17 protein-coding genes are annotated in these 17,331 nt (G+C 59.2%); 10 read left to right on the top strand and 7 right to left on the bottom strand.

All coding sequences use genetic code 11. The features are described from left to right. From ACQY1J_RS00975 to zwf, 6 genes are all read right to left on the bottom strand, one after another. Window positions 1-1,077 carry an ABC transporter permease gene (locus ACQY1J_RS00975; protein ID WP_430249741.1) on the bottom strand — a complete coding sequence of 359 codons (1,077 nt, stop codon included), beginning with the start codon at window positions 1,075-1,077 and terminating at the stop codon, window positions 1-3. Between the two features lie 11 nt (window positions 1,078-1,088). Beyond that, on the bottom strand, window positions 1,089-2,705 hold the full coding sequence (locus ACQY1J_RS00970) for an ABC transporter substrate-binding protein (RefSeq protein WP_430249990.1): 1,617 nt from the start codon (window positions 2,703-2,705) through the stop codon (window positions 1,089-1,091). 81 nt (window positions 2,706-2,786) lie between these two features. After that, window positions 2,787-4,217, bottom strand: a complete 1,431-nt coding sequence (locus tag ACQY1J_RS00965) for a M20 family metallopeptidase (protein WP_430249740.1) — start codon at window positions 4,215-4,217, stop codon at window positions 2,787-2,789. Window positions 4,218-4,243: 26 nt separating this feature from the next. Continuing rightward, complete coding sequence (locus ACQY1J_RS00960) at window positions 4,244-6,052, bottom strand: S9 family peptidase (RefSeq protein ID WP_430249739.1); 1,809 nt, start codon at window positions 6,050-6,052, stop codon at window positions 4,244-4,246. After that, entirely contained in the window at window positions 6,049-7,020 is a 972-nt protein-coding gene (gene pip, locus ACQY1J_RS00955) for a prolyl aminopeptidase (protein ID WP_062578434.1), read from the bottom strand. Before pip ends, ACQY1J_RS00960 begins: the two co-directional genes overlap by 4 nt. A 349-nt stretch (window positions 7,021-7,369) precedes the next feature. Then, the gene (gene zwf, locus ACQY1J_RS00950; protein ID WP_430249738.1) at window positions 7,370-8,881 is read right to left on the bottom strand and encodes a glucose-6-phosphate dehydrogenase; all 1,512 of its coding nucleotides are present in this window, start codon (window positions 8,879-8,881) and stop codon (window positions 7,370-7,372) included. Between the two features lie 249 nt (window positions 8,882-9,130). On the opposite strand from zwf, the gene ACQY1J_RS00945 reads away from it, so the two are divergent. The 4 genes from ACQY1J_RS00945 (at window position 9,131) to ACQY1J_RS00930 (ending at window position 12,045) form a co-directional block, all read left to right on the top strand. Next, window positions 9,131-10,429 carry a Gfo/Idh/MocA family protein gene (locus ACQY1J_RS00945; protein ID WP_430249737.1) on the top strand — a complete coding sequence of 433 codons (1,299 nt, stop codon included), beginning with the start codon at window positions 9,131-9,133 and terminating at the stop codon, window positions 10,427-10,429. Window positions 10,430-10,539: 110 nt separating this feature from the next. Next, the gene (locus ACQY1J_RS00940; protein ID WP_062578142.1) at window positions 10,540-10,977 is read left to right on the top strand and encodes a BA14K family protein; all 438 of its coding nucleotides are present in this window, start codon (window positions 10,540-10,542) and stop codon (window positions 10,975-10,977) included. Window positions 10,978-11,229: 252 nt separating this feature from the next. Then, complete coding sequence (locus tag ACQY1J_RS00935; protein WP_113166086.1) at window positions 11,230-11,748, top strand: YidB family protein; 519 nt, start codon at window positions 11,230-11,232, stop codon at window positions 11,746-11,748. Window positions 11,749-11,796: 48 nt separating this feature from the next. Next, on the top strand, window positions 11,797-12,045 hold the full coding sequence (locus tag ACQY1J_RS00930) for a hypothetical protein (RefSeq protein WP_062459499.1): 249 nt from the start codon (window positions 11,797-11,799) through the stop codon (window positions 12,043-12,045). Window positions 12,046-12,497: 452 nt separating this feature from the next. Here ACQY1J_RS00930 and ACQY1J_RS00925 read toward each other — a convergent pair whose 3' ends face one another. After that, window positions 12,498-14,195: an FAD/NAD(P)-binding protein gene (locus ACQY1J_RS00925; RefSeq protein ID WP_430249735.1), complete on the bottom strand. Its 1,698-nt coding sequence runs from the start codon at window positions 14,193-14,195 to the stop codon at window positions 12,498-12,500. 498 nt (window positions 14,196-14,693) lie between these two features. Between ACQY1J_RS00925 and ACQY1J_RS00920 the strand changes: the two genes are divergently transcribed. The 6 genes from ACQY1J_RS00920 (at window position 14,694) to ACQY1J_RS00895 (ending at window position 17,315) form a co-directional block, all read left to right on the top strand. Continuing rightward, window positions 14,694-15,263, top strand: a complete 570-nt coding sequence (locus ACQY1J_RS00920; RefSeq protein ID WP_062459496.1) for a type 1 glutamine amidotransferase domain-containing protein — start codon at window positions 14,694-14,696, stop codon at window positions 15,261-15,263. A gap of 116 nt (window positions 15,264-15,379) precedes the next feature. Next, a complete protein-coding gene (locus ACQY1J_RS00915) occupies window positions 15,380-16,456 on the top strand; it encodes a catalase family protein (protein WP_430249734.1) in 1,077 nt (358 codons plus the stop codon). Between the two features lie 184 nt (window positions 16,457-16,640). Further along, window positions 16,641-16,811 carry a hypothetical protein gene (locus tag ACQY1J_RS00910; protein ID WP_156461775.1) on the top strand — a complete coding sequence of 57 codons (171 nt, stop codon included), beginning with the start codon at window positions 16,641-16,643 and terminating at the stop codon, window positions 16,809-16,811. Between the two features lie 14 nt (window positions 16,812-16,825). Further along, the gene (locus ACQY1J_RS00905; protein ID WP_156461776.1) at window positions 16,826-16,993 is read left to right on the top strand and encodes a hypothetical protein; all 168 of its coding nucleotides are present in this window, start codon (window positions 16,826-16,828) and stop codon (window positions 16,991-16,993) included. Window positions 16,994-17,003: 10 nt separating this feature from the next. Then, the gene (locus tag ACQY1J_RS00900) at window positions 17,004-17,153 is read left to right on the top strand and encodes a hypothetical protein (protein WP_156461777.1); all 150 of its coding nucleotides are present in this window, start codon (window positions 17,004-17,006) and stop codon (window positions 17,151-17,153) included. Window positions 17,154-17,177: 24 nt separating this feature from the next. Then, window positions 17,178-17,315, top strand: a complete 138-nt coding sequence (locus ACQY1J_RS00895; RefSeq protein WP_156461778.1) for a hypothetical protein — start codon at window positions 17,178-17,180, stop codon at window positions 17,313-17,315. Window positions 17,316-17,331: the final 16 nt, after the last annotated feature.

The following is a 17,331-nucleotide window of genomic DNA, read 5'->3' as shown; positions in this document are numbered from 1 at the left end:
TCAGCGGGTTCTGGGGTCGAAGACGCGATAAAGAAGATCGCAGATCAGGTTGAGCGTCACGAAGATGACACCGACGAGAAGCGAGCAGCCAACCACGGCATTCATATCACCGACGAGAAGTGCGTTGGTGAGGTAACGGCCGAAGCCCGGCCAGGCGAACACCGTTTCCGTCAGCACCGCACCCTCGAGCAGAAAGGCGTAGGAGAGCGCAACAACAGTCATCACCTGAACCGCGACATTGCGGAAGGCGTGGATCCAGACGGTTCTCGCCCAGGACAGGCCTTTGACACGCGCGGTGACGATATATTCCTGGCTGAGCTGCTCGATCATGAAACTGCGCGTCATGCGGCTGATATAGGCGAGCGCGCCGAAGCCGAGGATCGAAGCCGGCAGGATGATGTGGCCGAAGACGTTGCGAAACACTTCCCAATTGCCGACGAGCGCCGTGTCGATCAGGTAGAAGCCCGTGATCGGCTCGATATCGAATTCGTAGATGAAATCGATACGACCGGGCCCGCCGATCCAGCCGAGCGTCGCGTAAAACAGCACCAATCCCATAAGGCCGAGCCAGAAATTCGGTGCCGAATAACCGATCAGTCCCGTGAAGCGGATGACGTTGTCGAGCCAGGAATTACGGTACATGGCAGACAGGACACCAGCCGGAATCCCGAGGCCTGTCCCGAGGATGATCGACAGCGTGGCAAGCTCGATCGTTGCCGGGAAGACGCGGGCGATGTCGTTGATCACGGGTTTGCCCGTCGTCAGCGCATCGCCGAAGTCGAGGACGACGATGCCCTTGAGATAGACACCGAACTGGTACCAGAGCGGTTTGTCCATGCCGAGCGCCGCCGACATCTTTTCATAGGCCTCCTGCGTGGCATTATCCCCGAGGATGGAGGCAACCGGATCGATCGGCAGCATTCTGCCGATGAAAAATGTCAGAGCCGCGAGGCCGAAAAGGGTAACGAAGACCGGCAGCAGCGTCTTGCCGAGAATACTCAACACGACGAGGACCGGATTTGGCTTCGTACCGTTCCCCGCATCGCTGCGGGGAACCGAGTGGGGGATGTCCGCCATGGTGGCCCGCCTTACTTGGAGGCCATATCGTAGTAGACGCGGAAACCGTTCCAGGTCCAGTTCTGAACCTTATCGCTCATGCCGAGGATGTTATACATCTGGAACATGATCGCCGAAGGCCCCTGCTGCATCGTGTCCTTCTGCAGCTGGTAGTAGATCTGGTTGCGCTTTTCCGGATCGCCTTCGAGAAGCGCCTCCTTGATCCGCTTGTTGAAGTCTTCGTTCTGGTAGGCCGAGCGCCAGGCCGGAATCTGCGTCAGCTTGGCTTCCGGGCGGTTGTCCGGATTGTAGATCAGGCGCGAGGCGTTGCCGTGCGCATCCGGTACACTGGTCTGCCAGGCGAGCATTCCGGTCTGGAATTCGCGGCCACGAATACGGGCAAACAACTGGGAATTGGCCATGCGCTCAAGGTTCAGTTTAACCCCGACCTTGGAGGCGTTCTGTTGGATGCTCTGCGCGATCGGCGCCGAGTGCGGCAGTGTGCCGATCAGCACGTTCGCCTCGAAGCCATTGGGATAGCCGGCTTCAGTCAGAAGCGCCTTGGCCTTTTCGATATCGAGCTTGAAGGGCTGGCCTTGTTCGGCATCGAGTGCACCGGTGGCACCGAGCTGGGCAAAGCTTGCGCGCGGCACACCGAGATATTTCATCACCGACTTGCCAAGGCCGTCATAATCGATCAGGTACCGCATCGCGAGGCGCACCTTCTCGTCTTTGAAAAGCGGATCGAGCGCGTTGAAGGTCCAGAAGAACAGCTGCGGCTTCAGGACACGTTCGACCTTCAGGCCGGACTTGCCGTCGAGATCGGCCAGATCGTCCGGCGACAGGTCGCGGGCGATATCGACGTCACCCTTCTGGAGAAGCAGGCGCTGGGTGCCCGGCTCGGCGACGTGGCGAATGAGCACGCGCTTGAGCTTGGCCGCCTTGCCGTAATAATCGTCGTTGGCCTGGAGTACGATGGATTCACCGGCATTCCATTGCACGAGTTTGTAAGGCCCGACGCAGGCGGTGTTGGTGGCAAGATACTTGTTGCCGAAATCGCCGTTGACTTCGTTCTTGGTGAGCGTCGCCTGATCCAGCAGCGCCGAAACGCGGTTTGCGCCGATTGCCTGGAGGATGAGGTTTGTCGGATAGGGGTTATCGAGCGTCAGGACCAGCGTGTTGTCATCCTTGGCAACGATCCGGTCTTTCACCGTGTCCTTGGTGAAACCGTATTCGGTCAGCGTCGCGGCGTTGCCGTAACCCAGCATCACCACGCGTTGCATCGACCAGGCGAGCTCCTTGGCGGTAGCGGCTTCGCCGCTCGGGAACTTCATGCCTTCATTGAGGTGGAAGGTGATCTGCTTGCGATCCTCAGACACGTCCCAGCTTTTCGCAAGCAGCGGCACGACCTTGGATTCATCCTTGGGATCGAAGTCGACAAGCGAGTCGCACGTGTTCTGCAGGAGCTCGTTGGTGACGACCTCGCCGACCTGAGCCGGATCGAACGTGCTGATCGCATCGACATTCCAAGCCATAACAAGTGCCGAAGCCGGCGTCGCAGCGTGGGCAGGCAGAGCAATCGAGGTGAGCAATGCGGCGGCAGTGGCGGCGGCAATCGCCCGCTTATGCTTGGCAAAGTGTTTCGTCATCATGCTTTCAGTTCCCCTTGTTTTTCGAATCTTGAACGCTGATTTCAGGCCGAGGGCTTTTCCGCCCCCGGCAGTTGGATCTCAGGCAGCCTCTTTCGGGCGTGGCTGAAGAGGCGGATTGACGTCTTCCGGGATCGGGCAGACATACGCCGTCTTGCCGAGGCGAGCTTGATGATCGGCCTTGGCGGCGGCCAGCAATTCCGCGTCCTCCAGAAGTTCGATCGCCGTCCCGGCCATCATCTTGGCAGCATGAGTCATGCCCTTGTGCGCGGCCGGCGTCTTGCCCTGCGCCGTCACCTGCCAGGAATGACCCGGCGTGCCGATGGCAATCGTCGCCGTATGGGCCTGGACTGTCGGCATGATCCAGCTGACATCACCAACGTCGGTAGAACCGATCATCGGCTCGCCATGGACATCGAGCGGCACGATGAAATCACATAGCGGCGTTTCCTCGCGGCGCGGCAGGCCGGTGCGCAGATAGGCGTTGTCGATATCCTCATCGCTCAACGTCGCCTGGATTTGAGCGGCAAACGCCTTGTCGGCGGCGTCGAACGGCACAGGGCCAAGCCGTTCGAGAATGCGCTGCATCGCCTCTTCCAGCGGCCGGTTGCCAAGCAGATTGGAGACCGCGCTCATGATGGAAATTTCGACTGTCGTGTCGGTCATCATCGCCGCACCATGTGCCACGCGCTTGACGCGTTCGTTGAGGTCGAGCATGCCCTTCAGATCACGCGAGCGGATGGCATAACGCACGGCTGACTTGGCCTGCACAACGTTCGGCGCGATGCCGCCGGAATCGAGCATGGCATAGTGGATACGGCTGGATTCCGGCACGTGTTCGCGCAGATAGTTGACGCCGACATTCATCAGTTCGACGGCATCGAGTGCCGAGCGGCCGAGGTGAGGTGCTGCGGCGGCGTGTGAGGCGCGGCCGGTAAAGCGGAAATCCATGCGCGTATTGGCAAGCGACTGCGCGCGGGCGACTTCGGTGAAGGCACTCGGGTGCCAGGTGATCGCCGCGTCGACGCCATCGAAAGCGCCTTCGCGTGCCATGAAGGACTTTGCGGCACCACCTTCTTCAGCCGGGCAGCCGTAATAACGCACACGGCCCGGCGTGCCGGATTTCTCCAGCCAGTCCTTGATAGCAGTCGCGGCCAGCATGGCGGCAGAACCGAGGAGATTGTGACCGCAGCCATGGCCGTGGCCGTTACCCGGCAGGGGTTTCGGCTCGGCAATGCCTGCTTCCTGGCTGAGGCCCGGCAGTGCGTCGTATTCGCCGAGGATGGCGATGATCGGCCCACCCTCCCCCGCTTCTCCCATCACGGCCGTCGGAATGCCAGCGACATTCTCGGTTACTCGAAATCCCTGCTGGCGCAGCATGTCGGCATGCTCGGCAACAGATGCATATTCGGTATAGGCGATCTCCGGCATGCCCCAGACGCGGTCGCTGAGCGCTTCGAATTCCGCCTTGTGTTCGTCGACGAGATCCCAGATCGGCTCGCTGTTCTGCATATCAAAACTCTCCAAGAAGGCTGCTGTTAAAGGTGTTTTTGTAGGAAACGGGCAAACGCGGAAAACACGGTGCGGCGGTTGTCCAGCCGGGCGAAACCATGACCCTCATGGTCAATCCGCAGATAGTCGCAGTCATGTCCGATGCCGCTGAGGCAGGAATAGACGTCCTCGCTCTGGCCCATCGGCACGCGCGGATCGCGGTTGGCATGGACGATCAGCAAGGGTGCCTTCATGCGGTCGATGCGGTTGATCGGTGAGAACCGCTCCAGTGTTTCGCGCATCACAGTCGGATCGCCATACTCGGCAACCCGCTGCTGCCGTCCCCAGGGGCCGGTTGCGCGCAGATGGGTGAGGAAGTTGCCGACGCCGTAAAAATCCACGCCGAGCGACCAGAGGTCCGGATCTTCCGTCAACGCCGAAAGCACCATGAACCCGCCATAGGAGCGGCCGAACACGCCGATGCGATCGTCATCGACGTCCTCGCGGGCGCCGATCGCCAGCCTGATCGCCCGCAGGTCGGACACGGTATCCATCCGGTTTTCGCGATCGTCGAGTTGATGGAAGATGCGGCCATAACCGGTGCTGCCGCGAATGTTTGGGGCAACGACCATGACGCCCTGGCTCAGCAAGAACTGGACGTCAGCGCGAAAATCTGGACGCCACTGCATCTCCGGGCCGCCATGCACGATGAACAGCACGGGGTATCCCAGCAACGGAGGCGGCGACGCCGGAACGTAGACACACGCCGGGATCAAGCGGCCATCGAAGCTCTCGAACCGCTCGACAACCGGTTCGATAAAGGCGCCGCCATCGAAGCCGTTCGTCTGCGGCGCCACCAGTTGGTCGAACTGGCCAGTCGCGAGGTCGACCTTCCAGAGAGATGAGGGCTTCGACGCACTTTCCAGGGGGAAGACGAGCGACCGACCATCAGGCGTAAAGGCGACAGAGGTAATGACGCCGGTGGGTTGGTGGTCGAAACGGATCAGATTGCCACCATCGCGATCTGCAATACCGATCCGGCTCCAGCCATCCTCGTTGACCACTAAAGCGATGCGGTCCTGGCCGGGAGACAATGCCATCGCCTCTATATCGCGCCCCGCGAACTCCAGCACCGGCGTGATCTCGCCGCCATCGGCCGAAAAACGAGAGATGGCCATGAAGTCGCGGTTCTGATCGCTGATTGTCAGTCCACCGGTGCCATCCTTGAAAAGCCGGGCGGCAAGATAGCGAGCCTTGCCGTCATGCGGCATCAGCGGCGCAAGAAAGCCGGTGGCGATATCGAGACGATAAATGTCCTGGTCGTTGCCGGAGCGCAGGGATTCGCGCAGCAGGAGCGACTGTCCGTCAGGCATAAACGCAAGAACTTCTCGCATGCCACTGCCGACATGGACAACCTTCGTTTCGCGGCTCGCGATGTCGGTGACGTGGACGCCCATGTCATAGGGTGAACGAGCGTTGGAAGTATACGCAATACGCGTTCCCTCAGGCGACCAGGCTCCCCAAAGATGCACCACGGTCGTGGCGGATGTCAGCGCAACAGGCTCTGCCGTCAGGTCCGTGAGCAGCCAGAGCTGATGACGCTCATCGCCGCCACAATCCATTGTGAAGAGGATTTGCGGTCCCTTCGGGTTGAAGGCAAAAGCCCCGATGGGTTCCGGCATTTCAGTCAGCTGACGTGCCTGCCCTCCCGCAAATGGACGGATCCAGATCTGGTGAAACCCGGTGGCGTCCGATAGGTATGCAAGCCACTGCCCATCAGGTGATACCGCCGGCGATTTGACGGAGCCGATCCCGATGAATGGCAGGATCGCGGATGCGTCGATCGTTCTCGTCATCGATGGTTATGCTCCAGATTGAGGTCTCGGTTGTCGGCCAGCTGGTGCGACAGCCTCTCGGATGCGGCCTTGAGCTCGTCGAAGAGCGGGCCTTTGGTCGACTGGTGGTTGGCTTCCGTAACGATGGTGAAGCCGGCTTCGGGCCAGGCTCGATGGAGCCGCCACGCTGAAAGCATCGGCGTCACCGTGTCGTAGCGGCCATGCACGATCTGGCAGGGAAGATGCCGGATGCGGTCGATATCGACGAGCAGCTGCCCCGGCTTCAGAAACGCACCGTTGACGCAGTAGTGGGTGAAGATGCGGGCGACGGCGAGGGCCGCCTTGGGATCCATTAGGGCGGCGACATGGGCAGGATCCGGCAGGAACGTCTGCGTCTTCGCTGAAAAGCCGCGGAGGCTCAGTGCGGCGGCGGCTTCCACCTGCGGGTTTCCGCTCGTCAGGCGGCGGTGGTATGCCGATAGCAGGTCACCCCGTTCGTTTTCCGGAATGAAGTCCGCGAACTCCTCCCATTCCTCGGGAAAGATCGAGCGGACACCGTTAAACCACCAGTCGATATCGTCCGGGCCGGCCAGGAAAATTCCGTGCAGGCGAAAGCCGAGGCACCGTTGCGGATACGCCTGTCCATAGGCAAGTGCCAGGCAGCTGCCCCAGGAACCGCCGGCGACCACCCACCGTTCGATACCGAGCGCCGTGCGGACACCCTCAATATCTTCGATCAGCGCATCGGTCGTGTTTCCGGTAAGCTCGGCATGAGGGGTAGATTTCCCTGCGCCCCGCTGATCGAAAGTGATGATGCGGAACGCAGAGGCATCGAATGTCTTGATCTGCTGTGGCGAGATGCCGGCACCTGGCCCTCCATGCAGGATGACGACCGGAACACCGTCTTTGCTCCCGAATTCCTCGACATGCAGGACATGCATTTCGTCAGCTTGCACGAGATAGGTAAGGGGCTGTTGGCTTTGAGGCATTTCGATAAGCACCACGACAACGTCCAATATGCATAAAATTTATGCATGTATAAGATTTAATCATGATGTCGCGGAGAGACAGACACGTCCAATGAAAATTGGTGATGGGCCATTCCAAAGCGGAATAGTTTTACCTCGTAAGTCTCGTGAGAAGCTGCCCTTCAACTGCGAGCACTAACGGAATTGGTCCCGTTGTGGCTGCCTCGGCCGCTACCCGCCACTCATCGTATCAACAGGATGGGTTCATCGCGCACGGCATTTGATAACTTCGAAAAATTTCGAAGACCTGTGGAAAACAAAAACCAGTCGGGCTTCTAGACACCGACGGTCTTCACACAAAATCACCGCTTCACTTCCTCTGATGCAGCACCACCCCGAGTTCATGCCACTCACGACCGTCTTTGCGGATGAGGTCATCGGCCGAGGCTGGGCCCATGCTGCCGGGGGCGTAGGGTTCTGGAACCGAGCCGTCTTCTGCCCAGGCGTCCAGGAAAGGCTGGACGGCAGCCCATCCGGATTCGATGCTGTCGGCGCGTTGAAACAGCGCCTGATCGCCGATGAACAGGTCGTAGATCAGGGATTCGTAGCCCGTCGTGTTGCCGATGTCGAACCTGTCGGAATAGCGGAAATCCAGTGTCACCGGCACTGTCTCGACGGATTGGCCGGGGCGTTTGATCGAGATTTCCATGCTCATCCCCTCATCCGGCTGAACCTGGATGACGAGCCGGTTGGGCGGCAGACGACGCGTCACGTCCGTTTCGCGAAACTGGGCAAATGGGACCTTGTTGAACGTGATGACGATTTCAGTGTCGCGGGCGGTCAAAGCCTTACCCGTCCTCAAGTAGAACGGTACACCGGCCCAGCGCCAGGTGTCGGCATAAAGCTTGAGGGCCACATAGGTTTCGGTCCGACTGTCGGGCGCGACATCCTTGGTGTCCCGGTAGGCTGACAACGACTTGCCGCCGAGACCGCCCGAACCATAGGCGCCGCGCACGCTGTTTGCGGCGGCCTCTTCAGCCGAATAGACACGCAGCGCTTTCAGCACCTTGCCCTTCTCGTTTCTAATAGCCTCGGCATCGAAACTGTTCGGCGGTTCCATCGCGATCATGGCCAGCAACTGGAACAGGTGGTTCGGAACCATGTCGCGAAGCGCACCTGTCGCATCGTAGAACCTGCCGCGACTACCGACATCGACAACCTCCGCCGCCGTGATCTGAACATGGTCGATATAGGTGTTGCTCCACAGGCCCTCGATGATCATGTTGGCAAAACGGGCCGTCATCAGGTTCTGCACAGTCTCCTTGCCGAGAAAATGATCCAGCCGGTAGACCTGGGTTTCCTCGACATTCGACAATATACGGGCATTGAGAGCCTTCGCCGAGGAGAGATCGGTCCCGAAGGGTTTCTCGATCGCGACGCGCCGGAAGCATGTCTCGGTTTCCTGCATCAGGCCATGCACTGCCAGCTTCTCGACGATCGGTCCGAACAGAACGGGCGGGACGGCGAGGTAGAAAGCAGCATTTGCCGACGATCCAAGCCGCGTTTCAATCGCCTGATAGATATCATCCCTGGTGAAATCGCCGCTCATATAGGAAATGCGGGATCGCAGACTGAACCAGGCGTCGTCTTTGCGGGTCGGCTCTTCGCCGTCTGGGCTGAGATGGGTGAGGAACTCATCGAGCCGACCGCGCAGAAATTCGTCGTCGCCTTCATCGATCCCGACGCCGAGGATAGCGAGATCGTCTCCGACCAGGCCGCTGCGTGTCAGGTTGATGATCGCCGGAATGAGCAGGCGACGCGTCAGGTCGCCGGTGGCGCCGAAGATGACGAGAGTAACGGGCGGTGCTTTTTTCGGGATCACGCATAGCTCCTTCCATGAGGTCCTCACGGGGATATAGGCTTCTCGGTGCAACCAGCAATTCTCGAAAGGGAAATAGAGGCGAGTTGCGAGAAGGGTCGGCGCCGCGACGACTTGGCATCCACGCGCCGACGAATACTCACACCGGACCCGCATACCCAAGCCACCTTCCGCATCCGACAAACGCAAAATGCAAAGGAACATCGGCGAAACGGCGTTGTTTGTGAGGCGGCGAGCAATTTGGAGACCGGCATGGATCAGGCAAGCGCTTTCAACAGACGCAATCTTCTGAAACTTGGAGCCGCAGGCGCAACGGGGGTGGTGTTGTCCACGACGGTTGCCGGCGCTCAGAGCTACCCCGCACCGACGCAGGTGGACACCGGCATGGTCGAGGACGGCAAGGTCAAGTTCCCGGAATGGCGCGGGCCCGATGAGACCCCGAGCGGAAACCCGTCAGCGCCGCTTCCTCCGGAAGATAGGGTCGGCTTTGCGGTCGTAGCTCTCGGTCGTCTCAGCCTCGAAGAAATACTTCCCGCCTTTGGCGAAACGAAAAAATCGAAACTCGTGGCACTCGTGTCCGGAACGCCGGAGAAGCTATCGGCCGTCGCCCGGCAATACGGCATCGCTGAGGATGCCTGTTACGATTACGAGAGTTTCGATGCCATCAAGGCCAATCCGGACATCAAGGCCGTCTACATCGTTCTGCCCAACAGCATGCATCGCGAATATGTCGAACGGGCAGCGCGGGCAGGAAAGCATGTCCTTTGCGAGAAGCCCATGTCGATCAGCTCGGCGGACGGGCAGGAAATGGTCAAGGTTTGCGAAGAGCAGAACGTCAAGCTGATGGTGGCCTACCGCATCCAGTACGAAGCCGCCAATCTCTACCTCGCCGAAAAAGTCCGCAGCAAAGCCTATGGCCGTCTTGTCGGCATGTCCGCGATCAACGTTCAGACGGTTGCCGAAAACGGTGCCGAGCAATGGCGGCACAAGAAGGCTCTTGCCGGTGGCGGATCACTGCCTGACATTGGGCTTTACTGCCTGAACACCGCACGCTTCCTCACAGGTGAGGAACCGGTCGAAGTCATGGCGACGCAATACAGCCCCGAAGGTGACCCGCGCTATGCCGAGGTCGAGGAAACGGTCTCGTTCACCTTGCGCTTCCCATCCAATTTCATCGCCAACTGCTTCACCAGCTATGGCGCGCGAGACGACAAGCATCAGCGCCTCAATTTCGAAAAGGCCAGCGTGGATATGGCGAACGCCTACAAATACGACGGCCAGAGCCTGACTGTCACCGAACTGGACGGCGAAAAGTCCGTGCAGAAGAAGGTCGAGATCGCGCTCAACAACCAGTTCGCGGCCGAGATCGACCACATGGCGACCTGCATCATCGAGGACCGCAAGCCACGAACGCCCGGCGAGGAAGGTGTGCAGGATCATGTTGTGATGGAAGCAATCTACGAGTCAGCGCGATCGGGAGCGCCCGTGAGGCTCCAGTCCCCGGACCGCCTCGACGCTTTCCGCGGGCCACCAGCTGCGGTCGAACTCTGACGCCGGTGTTTGCGCAAGCTTGTGTCGTGGACGCGTTCACAAGTTCAACCAGCGCTCTACCCATACGGGAGATTCGCCCTATCTCCGTTTTACAACAATGAAAGAGACAGATGAAAAAGCTCGCAATTATAATCATTTCGATCATGACCGCGTTTACCGGATACGTGCCCGCGCAGGCCATGCCGAAGGCAGCGATTACCGCGGCTGCACCGGCGGCTGACGTCCAGCAGGTTCAGTACCGCAACGACAACCGCCGTTACGTCCCCCGTGGCGAGCGTCGATACAACAATCGCTACGATCGTCGTGACCGCTATGATCGCCGCAACCGTTACAGCAACCACCGCCGCCATGACCGTCGCTACGACAACCGTCGTCGCAGCAACACTGGCGCCATCATCGGCGGCTTGGCTGCAGGTGCCCTCATCGGTGGTGCGATCGCTTCGCAGAACCGCAACGGCAGCAGCAGCTGCGCAGCGCGTTACCGCTCGTATCGCGCTTCGGACAACACCTACCAGCCGAACTCGGGCCCACGCCGGGTTTGCCGCTAACATCTTCACCGGTGCGTAAATGACTGACCCCGCCAGCAATGGCGGGGTTTTCGTTTTTTTGGACCACGGCAGCGAATCGGCGGCCGTGTCACCTCACCTTCGGAGTTATTCCGAACCGCCCCGAACCCTCTCCCCGCAGCAAATGTTCGGCCAACGGGTTCCCGTGCAGGAACCTCGCAGCCGACTGGTCGTTTGCTTTGCATGAAGCCTTAACGCCATCCCGGCTATGGCTGCGAAATCGAGGAGAACACCATGGCAAGCGGTCAATTGAAAGCACTGCTCGGCGTACTCGCCGTTGCAGGATTTCAGAACAGGGACAAAATCGCGGAGCTCCTACGGGGCGTGAACAAGACCCAACCGGCTGGAGCGAACACCGCTCCGGAGACCAGTCCCCGGCAGACAAGTGGTCTTGAGGATCTGCTCGGCAAGCTTACGGGCGGCAAGGAAGCAGGTGGCCTTGGCGGAATTCTGGGAGGACTTGCGTCCGGCGGTGTCTTGAGTGGTGGTCTGGGTGACCTCCTGAAAACCTTCCAGCAGAACGGATATGGTCAGAAGGCCGAATCTTGGGTGAAGCCCGGATCCAACGAGGATATCGATGGGGATCAGCTTGCCGAAGCGATCGGACCCGAAGTTCTCGATGAACTGGCAGCGAAAACAGGACTGTCGCGAGATGAGATACTTGCGCGGCTGAGCAAGGATCTTCCTCGCGCGGTCGATGAGCTGACCCCGGATGGCAAGGTCCCCGCAGACGACCCGACATCTACAGTGTGATTGGAAGGGGCACCATCCCTTCATCCTCAAGCAAAACGGTAGATCCCTATGAAACTTTCAGACGATGCGCGTTCCATCCTGGTCTTTGCGGCCTATCATCAACTCCTCAGCGGTGACCCCGTAAAGGAAGTCGTTCTGGACGATGGTGCTGGTCATCACGCAAGCTCGAAGGGCCAGGCAGAACTCGAGGACGGCGGCCTCATCCGCATTGACGGAAAAAGAGCGGAGATTACCGACGAAGGTCAAAGCGTTCTCGCAACTGTCATCGACGCCATTCGAAACGCCACGGCGGGCTGAAGCAGAGATTAAGCTCAGCGTTTGAGGACCTGGTTTTCTTCGACCAGCCTACTACCATCTCAAGAGACAAGCCTCTGCTCTCAGGAATGAGACAGAGGCTTCGTTGCGTTCCCCTTCGGTCAGTCCTGAAGGTTTCTCGTCCGACACGCATCTTAGGGGAGCCCTGCTGCTCGTCATCCGCAGGTCCGGGTCACAGCCGAGAGATTGCCGGCCACGCTGACGCCGGTCGGCGCGATCGTGCTGTTATGATGCCACAGTACGTCATTGCTCAAGTTGTAAGCGTGCCTCTCCGCTGCCGCCTAGCTAGAGTGGTTTCAGTTGGCATAATCAAAAACCCCACACCGTCAGCGAGAACCGCGTATGGTCGAGGTGAGCAGGCATTGAAAAAGAAATCCCGCCTCGAGAGGCGGGATTATCACTTCAGTCGCCCAACGCTCACTAGCACGCAGATCCTACGCTGCGATCTCAGCCGGCGCCTGTGCGCGGGCGGATGACCTGACGCGGCGGCTGCGGACCGGTCTTGTCACCTCGGCAATGATGGATGCTGCAACGATCTGTCCGAGTTCGGCAGCACTTGTGATGCCCTGAATGAACGGACGTTTGTGGAGAAGATATGAGACAGCCGGGACGTACAGTCGCCTCACCGGTCGCACGCCCGCGATCAGCGGTCGGCACTGGTCGTCCACGTCAATCCCGCCCGTACGGCGGTGATTGCCGACCGCTGTCATCGTCTTTGCCTCGGATATCAGCCCTCGTTCGATGAGGGATGGGAATGGCAGGTCGGTCGCCGACAGAGTTTTCTGGCCGGTGGCGTCGATAAACGTATCGAAGCGCATGGTGGTACCGCCGATTTCGACGGTAGCGCCCCGTTCAAGACCTTCTTTCACGATCTCCGAGTCATCGCCAAGTGCGACGATACCAAGACAACCGCTCCGATGAAGCGCGAGTAGGCGCTCGATCGACAGGTGCGGAACGGTCGCATAGTCGTCGGCGAAAATGCTCTTGAAGTTCCGGTTGAACCGGCCAAGGTCGTCAGCGTTCATAAAGCCGACCGCCGTCTCGATGATCTCATGGGTAATGAGAATGGCGTAGCGCCACGGAACGGTGTGCTTCTGGGCATAATTCCGCTTGGCTTCGGCAAGGTTGGACGCCGCCCACTCGAACGGGTCTTCCTTGTCGCGAACCCCGTAATACGCAACGGCGAACGTGTCGACGGTCAAGCCGTCTAGACCGATAACCTTGGAATAGTCCGGATCGGCAACAGCAAGCTCCTGGCGAAACAGCTCGAAAATGTCATCGAGCAGTCCGCTGCTGCCAAGCGCGATGCGGTCATCGACCGCCTGCTGCGTGCAGATCTTCGGCTCAAGGTAGGGGATCGGAAAATAGAAATCGGCTTCGGGAAGAAGACCCTTGCGCGACATCATCACGATATCAAGAGCCTGGCCGTCCGCGTTGACGGAGTACTTAAGTTCGTCACCCTTGCTTTTGGTGAATTCACCGAACTTGGTCGCGACCGTCATGACGGCATCGATCGCACTCAGCGAAGTCCCCAAAATTCCGATCTTGCCGCTCGGGATGCTCTGCAATGCGGTCGCGGGCCATGGCGCCTCAAAGAAGCCGGGCGACGTCTCAGGTTCGGACGGAAAGCTATGTCCGGTCGCAATGACGACGTAATCGAACAGCGCCTCTGCGCCGCCATGTTCAGGGCTCAGGCACAATTTGAACTGATCACCGACAGGCTGAACGTCGTCGACGGATGCGTTCTCAAACACGTCGACCGTATGCCTGGAGGCCCGCGATGCGTCTATGATCGCGTCGAACTGAGATCTGAAATAATCGCCAACCACGACACGCGGATAGAATGCACGGTCTGTGATTTCCGAGCGAGCAACACCAATATCGTTCAGGTACTCGTCGGACTGGAGTGCCAGCCAGTCGTGGAGCATCACCGGCAGAGCCGGAACCTCGATGCTCGGTATATTCGACAGCATCGCGAGGTCGTTGATGCCCCGCTGGTAGGGTGTTCCCTTGCCGGCGACGTCGGTTCGCTCGAAAATTGCAATATCCAGAGAGGCGCTGCATTTCACAAGGTCCTGCAGTGCGAATATGGCTGTCGGACCCGATCCAATAATGGCTACGCGTTTACGCATCTAAATCTCCTGCCCCGCGGAAAGCGGCGCACATTGACAGAACAACCGACATCGAAAGATGTTCCCCATCTGTCCAGACTGAGGAAACAGCAAAGAGCCGGGTTTCACCTTGCTGATATGGGGATTCCTCCGCGATCTGCGATGTCCCGCATGTCTTCGTGTCGTGTCGGTCCGCTACCGTACAGGCGCAATATGTTGATGAGGCGCTCAACGAGTCCCATGTATTGGGGAAGCAATCACAGAGATGGATACGATGGTTTCAAGGATCAGGAGAACGCTGACCATGGGCGAACGCGCGGCCGCCTTTGAGCACACCAATGCCGTTGCGCGTGAGACTGCAGATGACGAACGGCGACGTCGGGAGGAAAAAAGCGAGCGCCTCCGGAAACTTCGACTGGCGGCAGAGCAAGGTGACAAGTCGAAGTGTTCGGCTGGATGAAACTTTTCATGCCAACCGTCATTAACGCTCCTCCACATCAAGAAAAGTGAGGAAACACGATGACCCTTCAAGGCAAAAAAATCGCCATTCTTATCGCTCCGCGCGGCACTGAAGAGCCCGAGTTCAAGCAGCCGAAAGACGCTGTCGAGGCAGCCGGTGCCACGGTCACTGTCATCGGCCTTGAAAGCGGCGAGGCCCAGACGAACAACAACGACCTCGACGCCGGGAGCAGCTATACCGTTGACAAGACGGTCAGTGATGTCTCGGCTGACGAGTTCGACGGCCTCGTCATTCCGGGCGGATGCGTGGGCGCCGACAAGCTGAGAGCCGACAAGGCGACGATCGCCTTCGTGCACGCATTCTTCCAGCAGGCAAAACCCGTGGGCGTCATCTGTCACGCACCGTGGCTTCTCGTCGAAGCAGACGTCCTGAATGGCCGGACGGTGACATCGTATCCGACAGTTCGCAAGGACATTGAGAACGCTGGTGGCATCTGGGTCGACAAGGAAGTTGTTGTCGACAAGGGGCTCGTAACGAGCCGCACCCCGAAGGATTTGCCGGCTTTCTGTGCGAAGATCGTCGAGGAATTCGAAGAGGGCAAACACCCACAGCAGGCCCGTAGCGCCTGAGTAACTACCCAGGATGCGGCTCCCCGATGGGCCGCATCCTCAGCCGGCGAGCATATTAGCTTGCGCTGGAACCAGGAGCACTATTCTGGCGTTTTTCGATTTTGAAGGAGCGCCAGATGATTGCAGCCACGCCCGTCCGTTATTCCCCAGACCTCGAAACAGTCAAACCTGATGAGCGCGAGACGATCTCGGGTCTGATCGATCAGTTCGACATCATTCTTGAAAAGACTGCCGAGGATTACGGCCATGCCGTTCGGTCCGTGCACGCAAAAGCACACGGCATCCTTGAGGGTACAATGACCGTCAAGGACGGGCTGCCGCCCGAGTTCGCGCAAGGTCTGTTTGCCAAACCGGGCGAACATCCGGTCTACATGCGTCTTTCCACAAACGCCGGCGACATCTTGCCCGACGCTGTCGCTCTTCCACGCGGGTTGGCGATCAAGGTTGTCGGCGTCGAGGGTACCCGCCTGCCTGGCGCGGACGGCAATAACCAGGACTTCGTGATGGTCAACGGCCCGGTCTTCCAGACGCCGGATCCGAAGAAATTTCTCTCCAGCCTCAAGCTCCTTGCCAAGACCACGGACAAGCTGGAAGGCACAAAGACCGTGATGTCCAGCGTGCTTCAGACCGTCAACAAGGGCCTCGAAGCCGTCGGCGTGACGAGCCCCACCATTCAGTCGCTCGGCGGCGCGCCGAATGTCGATCCGCTCGGCGAGACCTATTTCAGTGTCACGCCGTTCCGCTATGGTGACTACGTCGCGAAGTTCCGCGTGAAGCCGATCTCACCGGATCTGACCAAGCGCACCGGAACCGAAATCGATGCCAGCGTCCGCGAGAACGCCATCCGTGAGACGGTCCAGGCGGAAATGCAGGAAACGCGAGGCCTGTGGGAATTCCAGGTCCAGCTTTGTCGCGATATCGAAGCGCAACCGATCGAGGATCCGACCGTAGAATGGAAGGAAGACGAAGCTCCGTTCGTGACCGTTGCAACTTTGAGCGCCGCTCCGCAGGATAGCTGGAGCGACGCCAAGGTGCAGAAAGTCGACGAGCAAATGCGGTTCAGCGTCTGGACCGGCCTTGCAGATCACCAGCCTCTCGGCGGCATCAACCGGGCACGTAACGAAACCTACCGCCACTCTGCCGACTTCAGAGCCAAGTTCAACGGCTGTCCGTTCCACGAACCGCAGCAGTAAACGCAGGGTAAACACCGGATTTCGGCGAGATCGACGTCTCGCCGAAATTTTGCGTTTAAATTTCAAAAGAAGGCGGCACTGGCGGATATGCCGTACGGATTGTCCTCACATTCCGCTGCGCCTCGAAACGGCCGGAACTATGCGGCTCGCGGACTGTTCGCCTCCTTGAATGAAAGGAAATGCGATGAAGCCCGAAGATGAACCCAGTATCGACAAAATGAGAGACCCGCCTGAAGTCCGAAAGAAGAAGGGACTGTTAGGGCGCGGAGTGATCGTCGTGCTTGGCATATACGTGCTCGGCGCCTTCAGCCTGTATATCGCAATCGTCATCTACGGGCTCATGAGCTCGTCGTGACAGGACTGGAAGGAATGACCGTGAAGAACCCACCGGTTACCGAGGACGCCGACAAAACGCTGATCGAAAATGATGGGCACCAGCGCTTCAAGGAAAGCGTCGACACGACGCGTACTCCGGAGCAGGAACGCAAAGACGCCTCGGAGAAAACGGCTACGCCCGGATACGGCACAACCAAGTGAAAGGGCGCTGATGTCACAGAGCGGAAATCAAGGCCCGGACTGGTGGTTCGCCTGGCTGGGCCGGGACAACACAGGCACTGGCATGCTGCGGTTCCTGGCGCTGCCGCTGTCGTTCATCGTGGTGGTCGGAATTATGTTCTGGACCATCTGGCCATCGTGAATCTCTGACCAGAAGGAGAATAAAATGAGTGACGACAAAAAGACCGGAAGCGATGCGGATCGCACGAGCGAGAATGCCGACAAGGACCGTGAGGATTTGCTGAAGAAGGCCGAAAAAGGCCTTGAAGACGCCAAGGGCGAAAAGCCCGAGGGCGAGATCTGAAACGTCTCAAGCAGAA

This window comes from Neorhizobium sp. DAR64860/K0K1 (genome assembly GCF_050500205.1).
Taxonomy (GTDB): Bacteria; Pseudomonadota; Alphaproteobacteria; order Rhizobiales; family Rhizobiaceae; genus Neorhizobium; species Neorhizobium soli.
The sequence above is the reverse complement of the archived record's forward strand: the minus strand, read 5'-3'. Positions and strand labels throughout refer to the sequence as shown.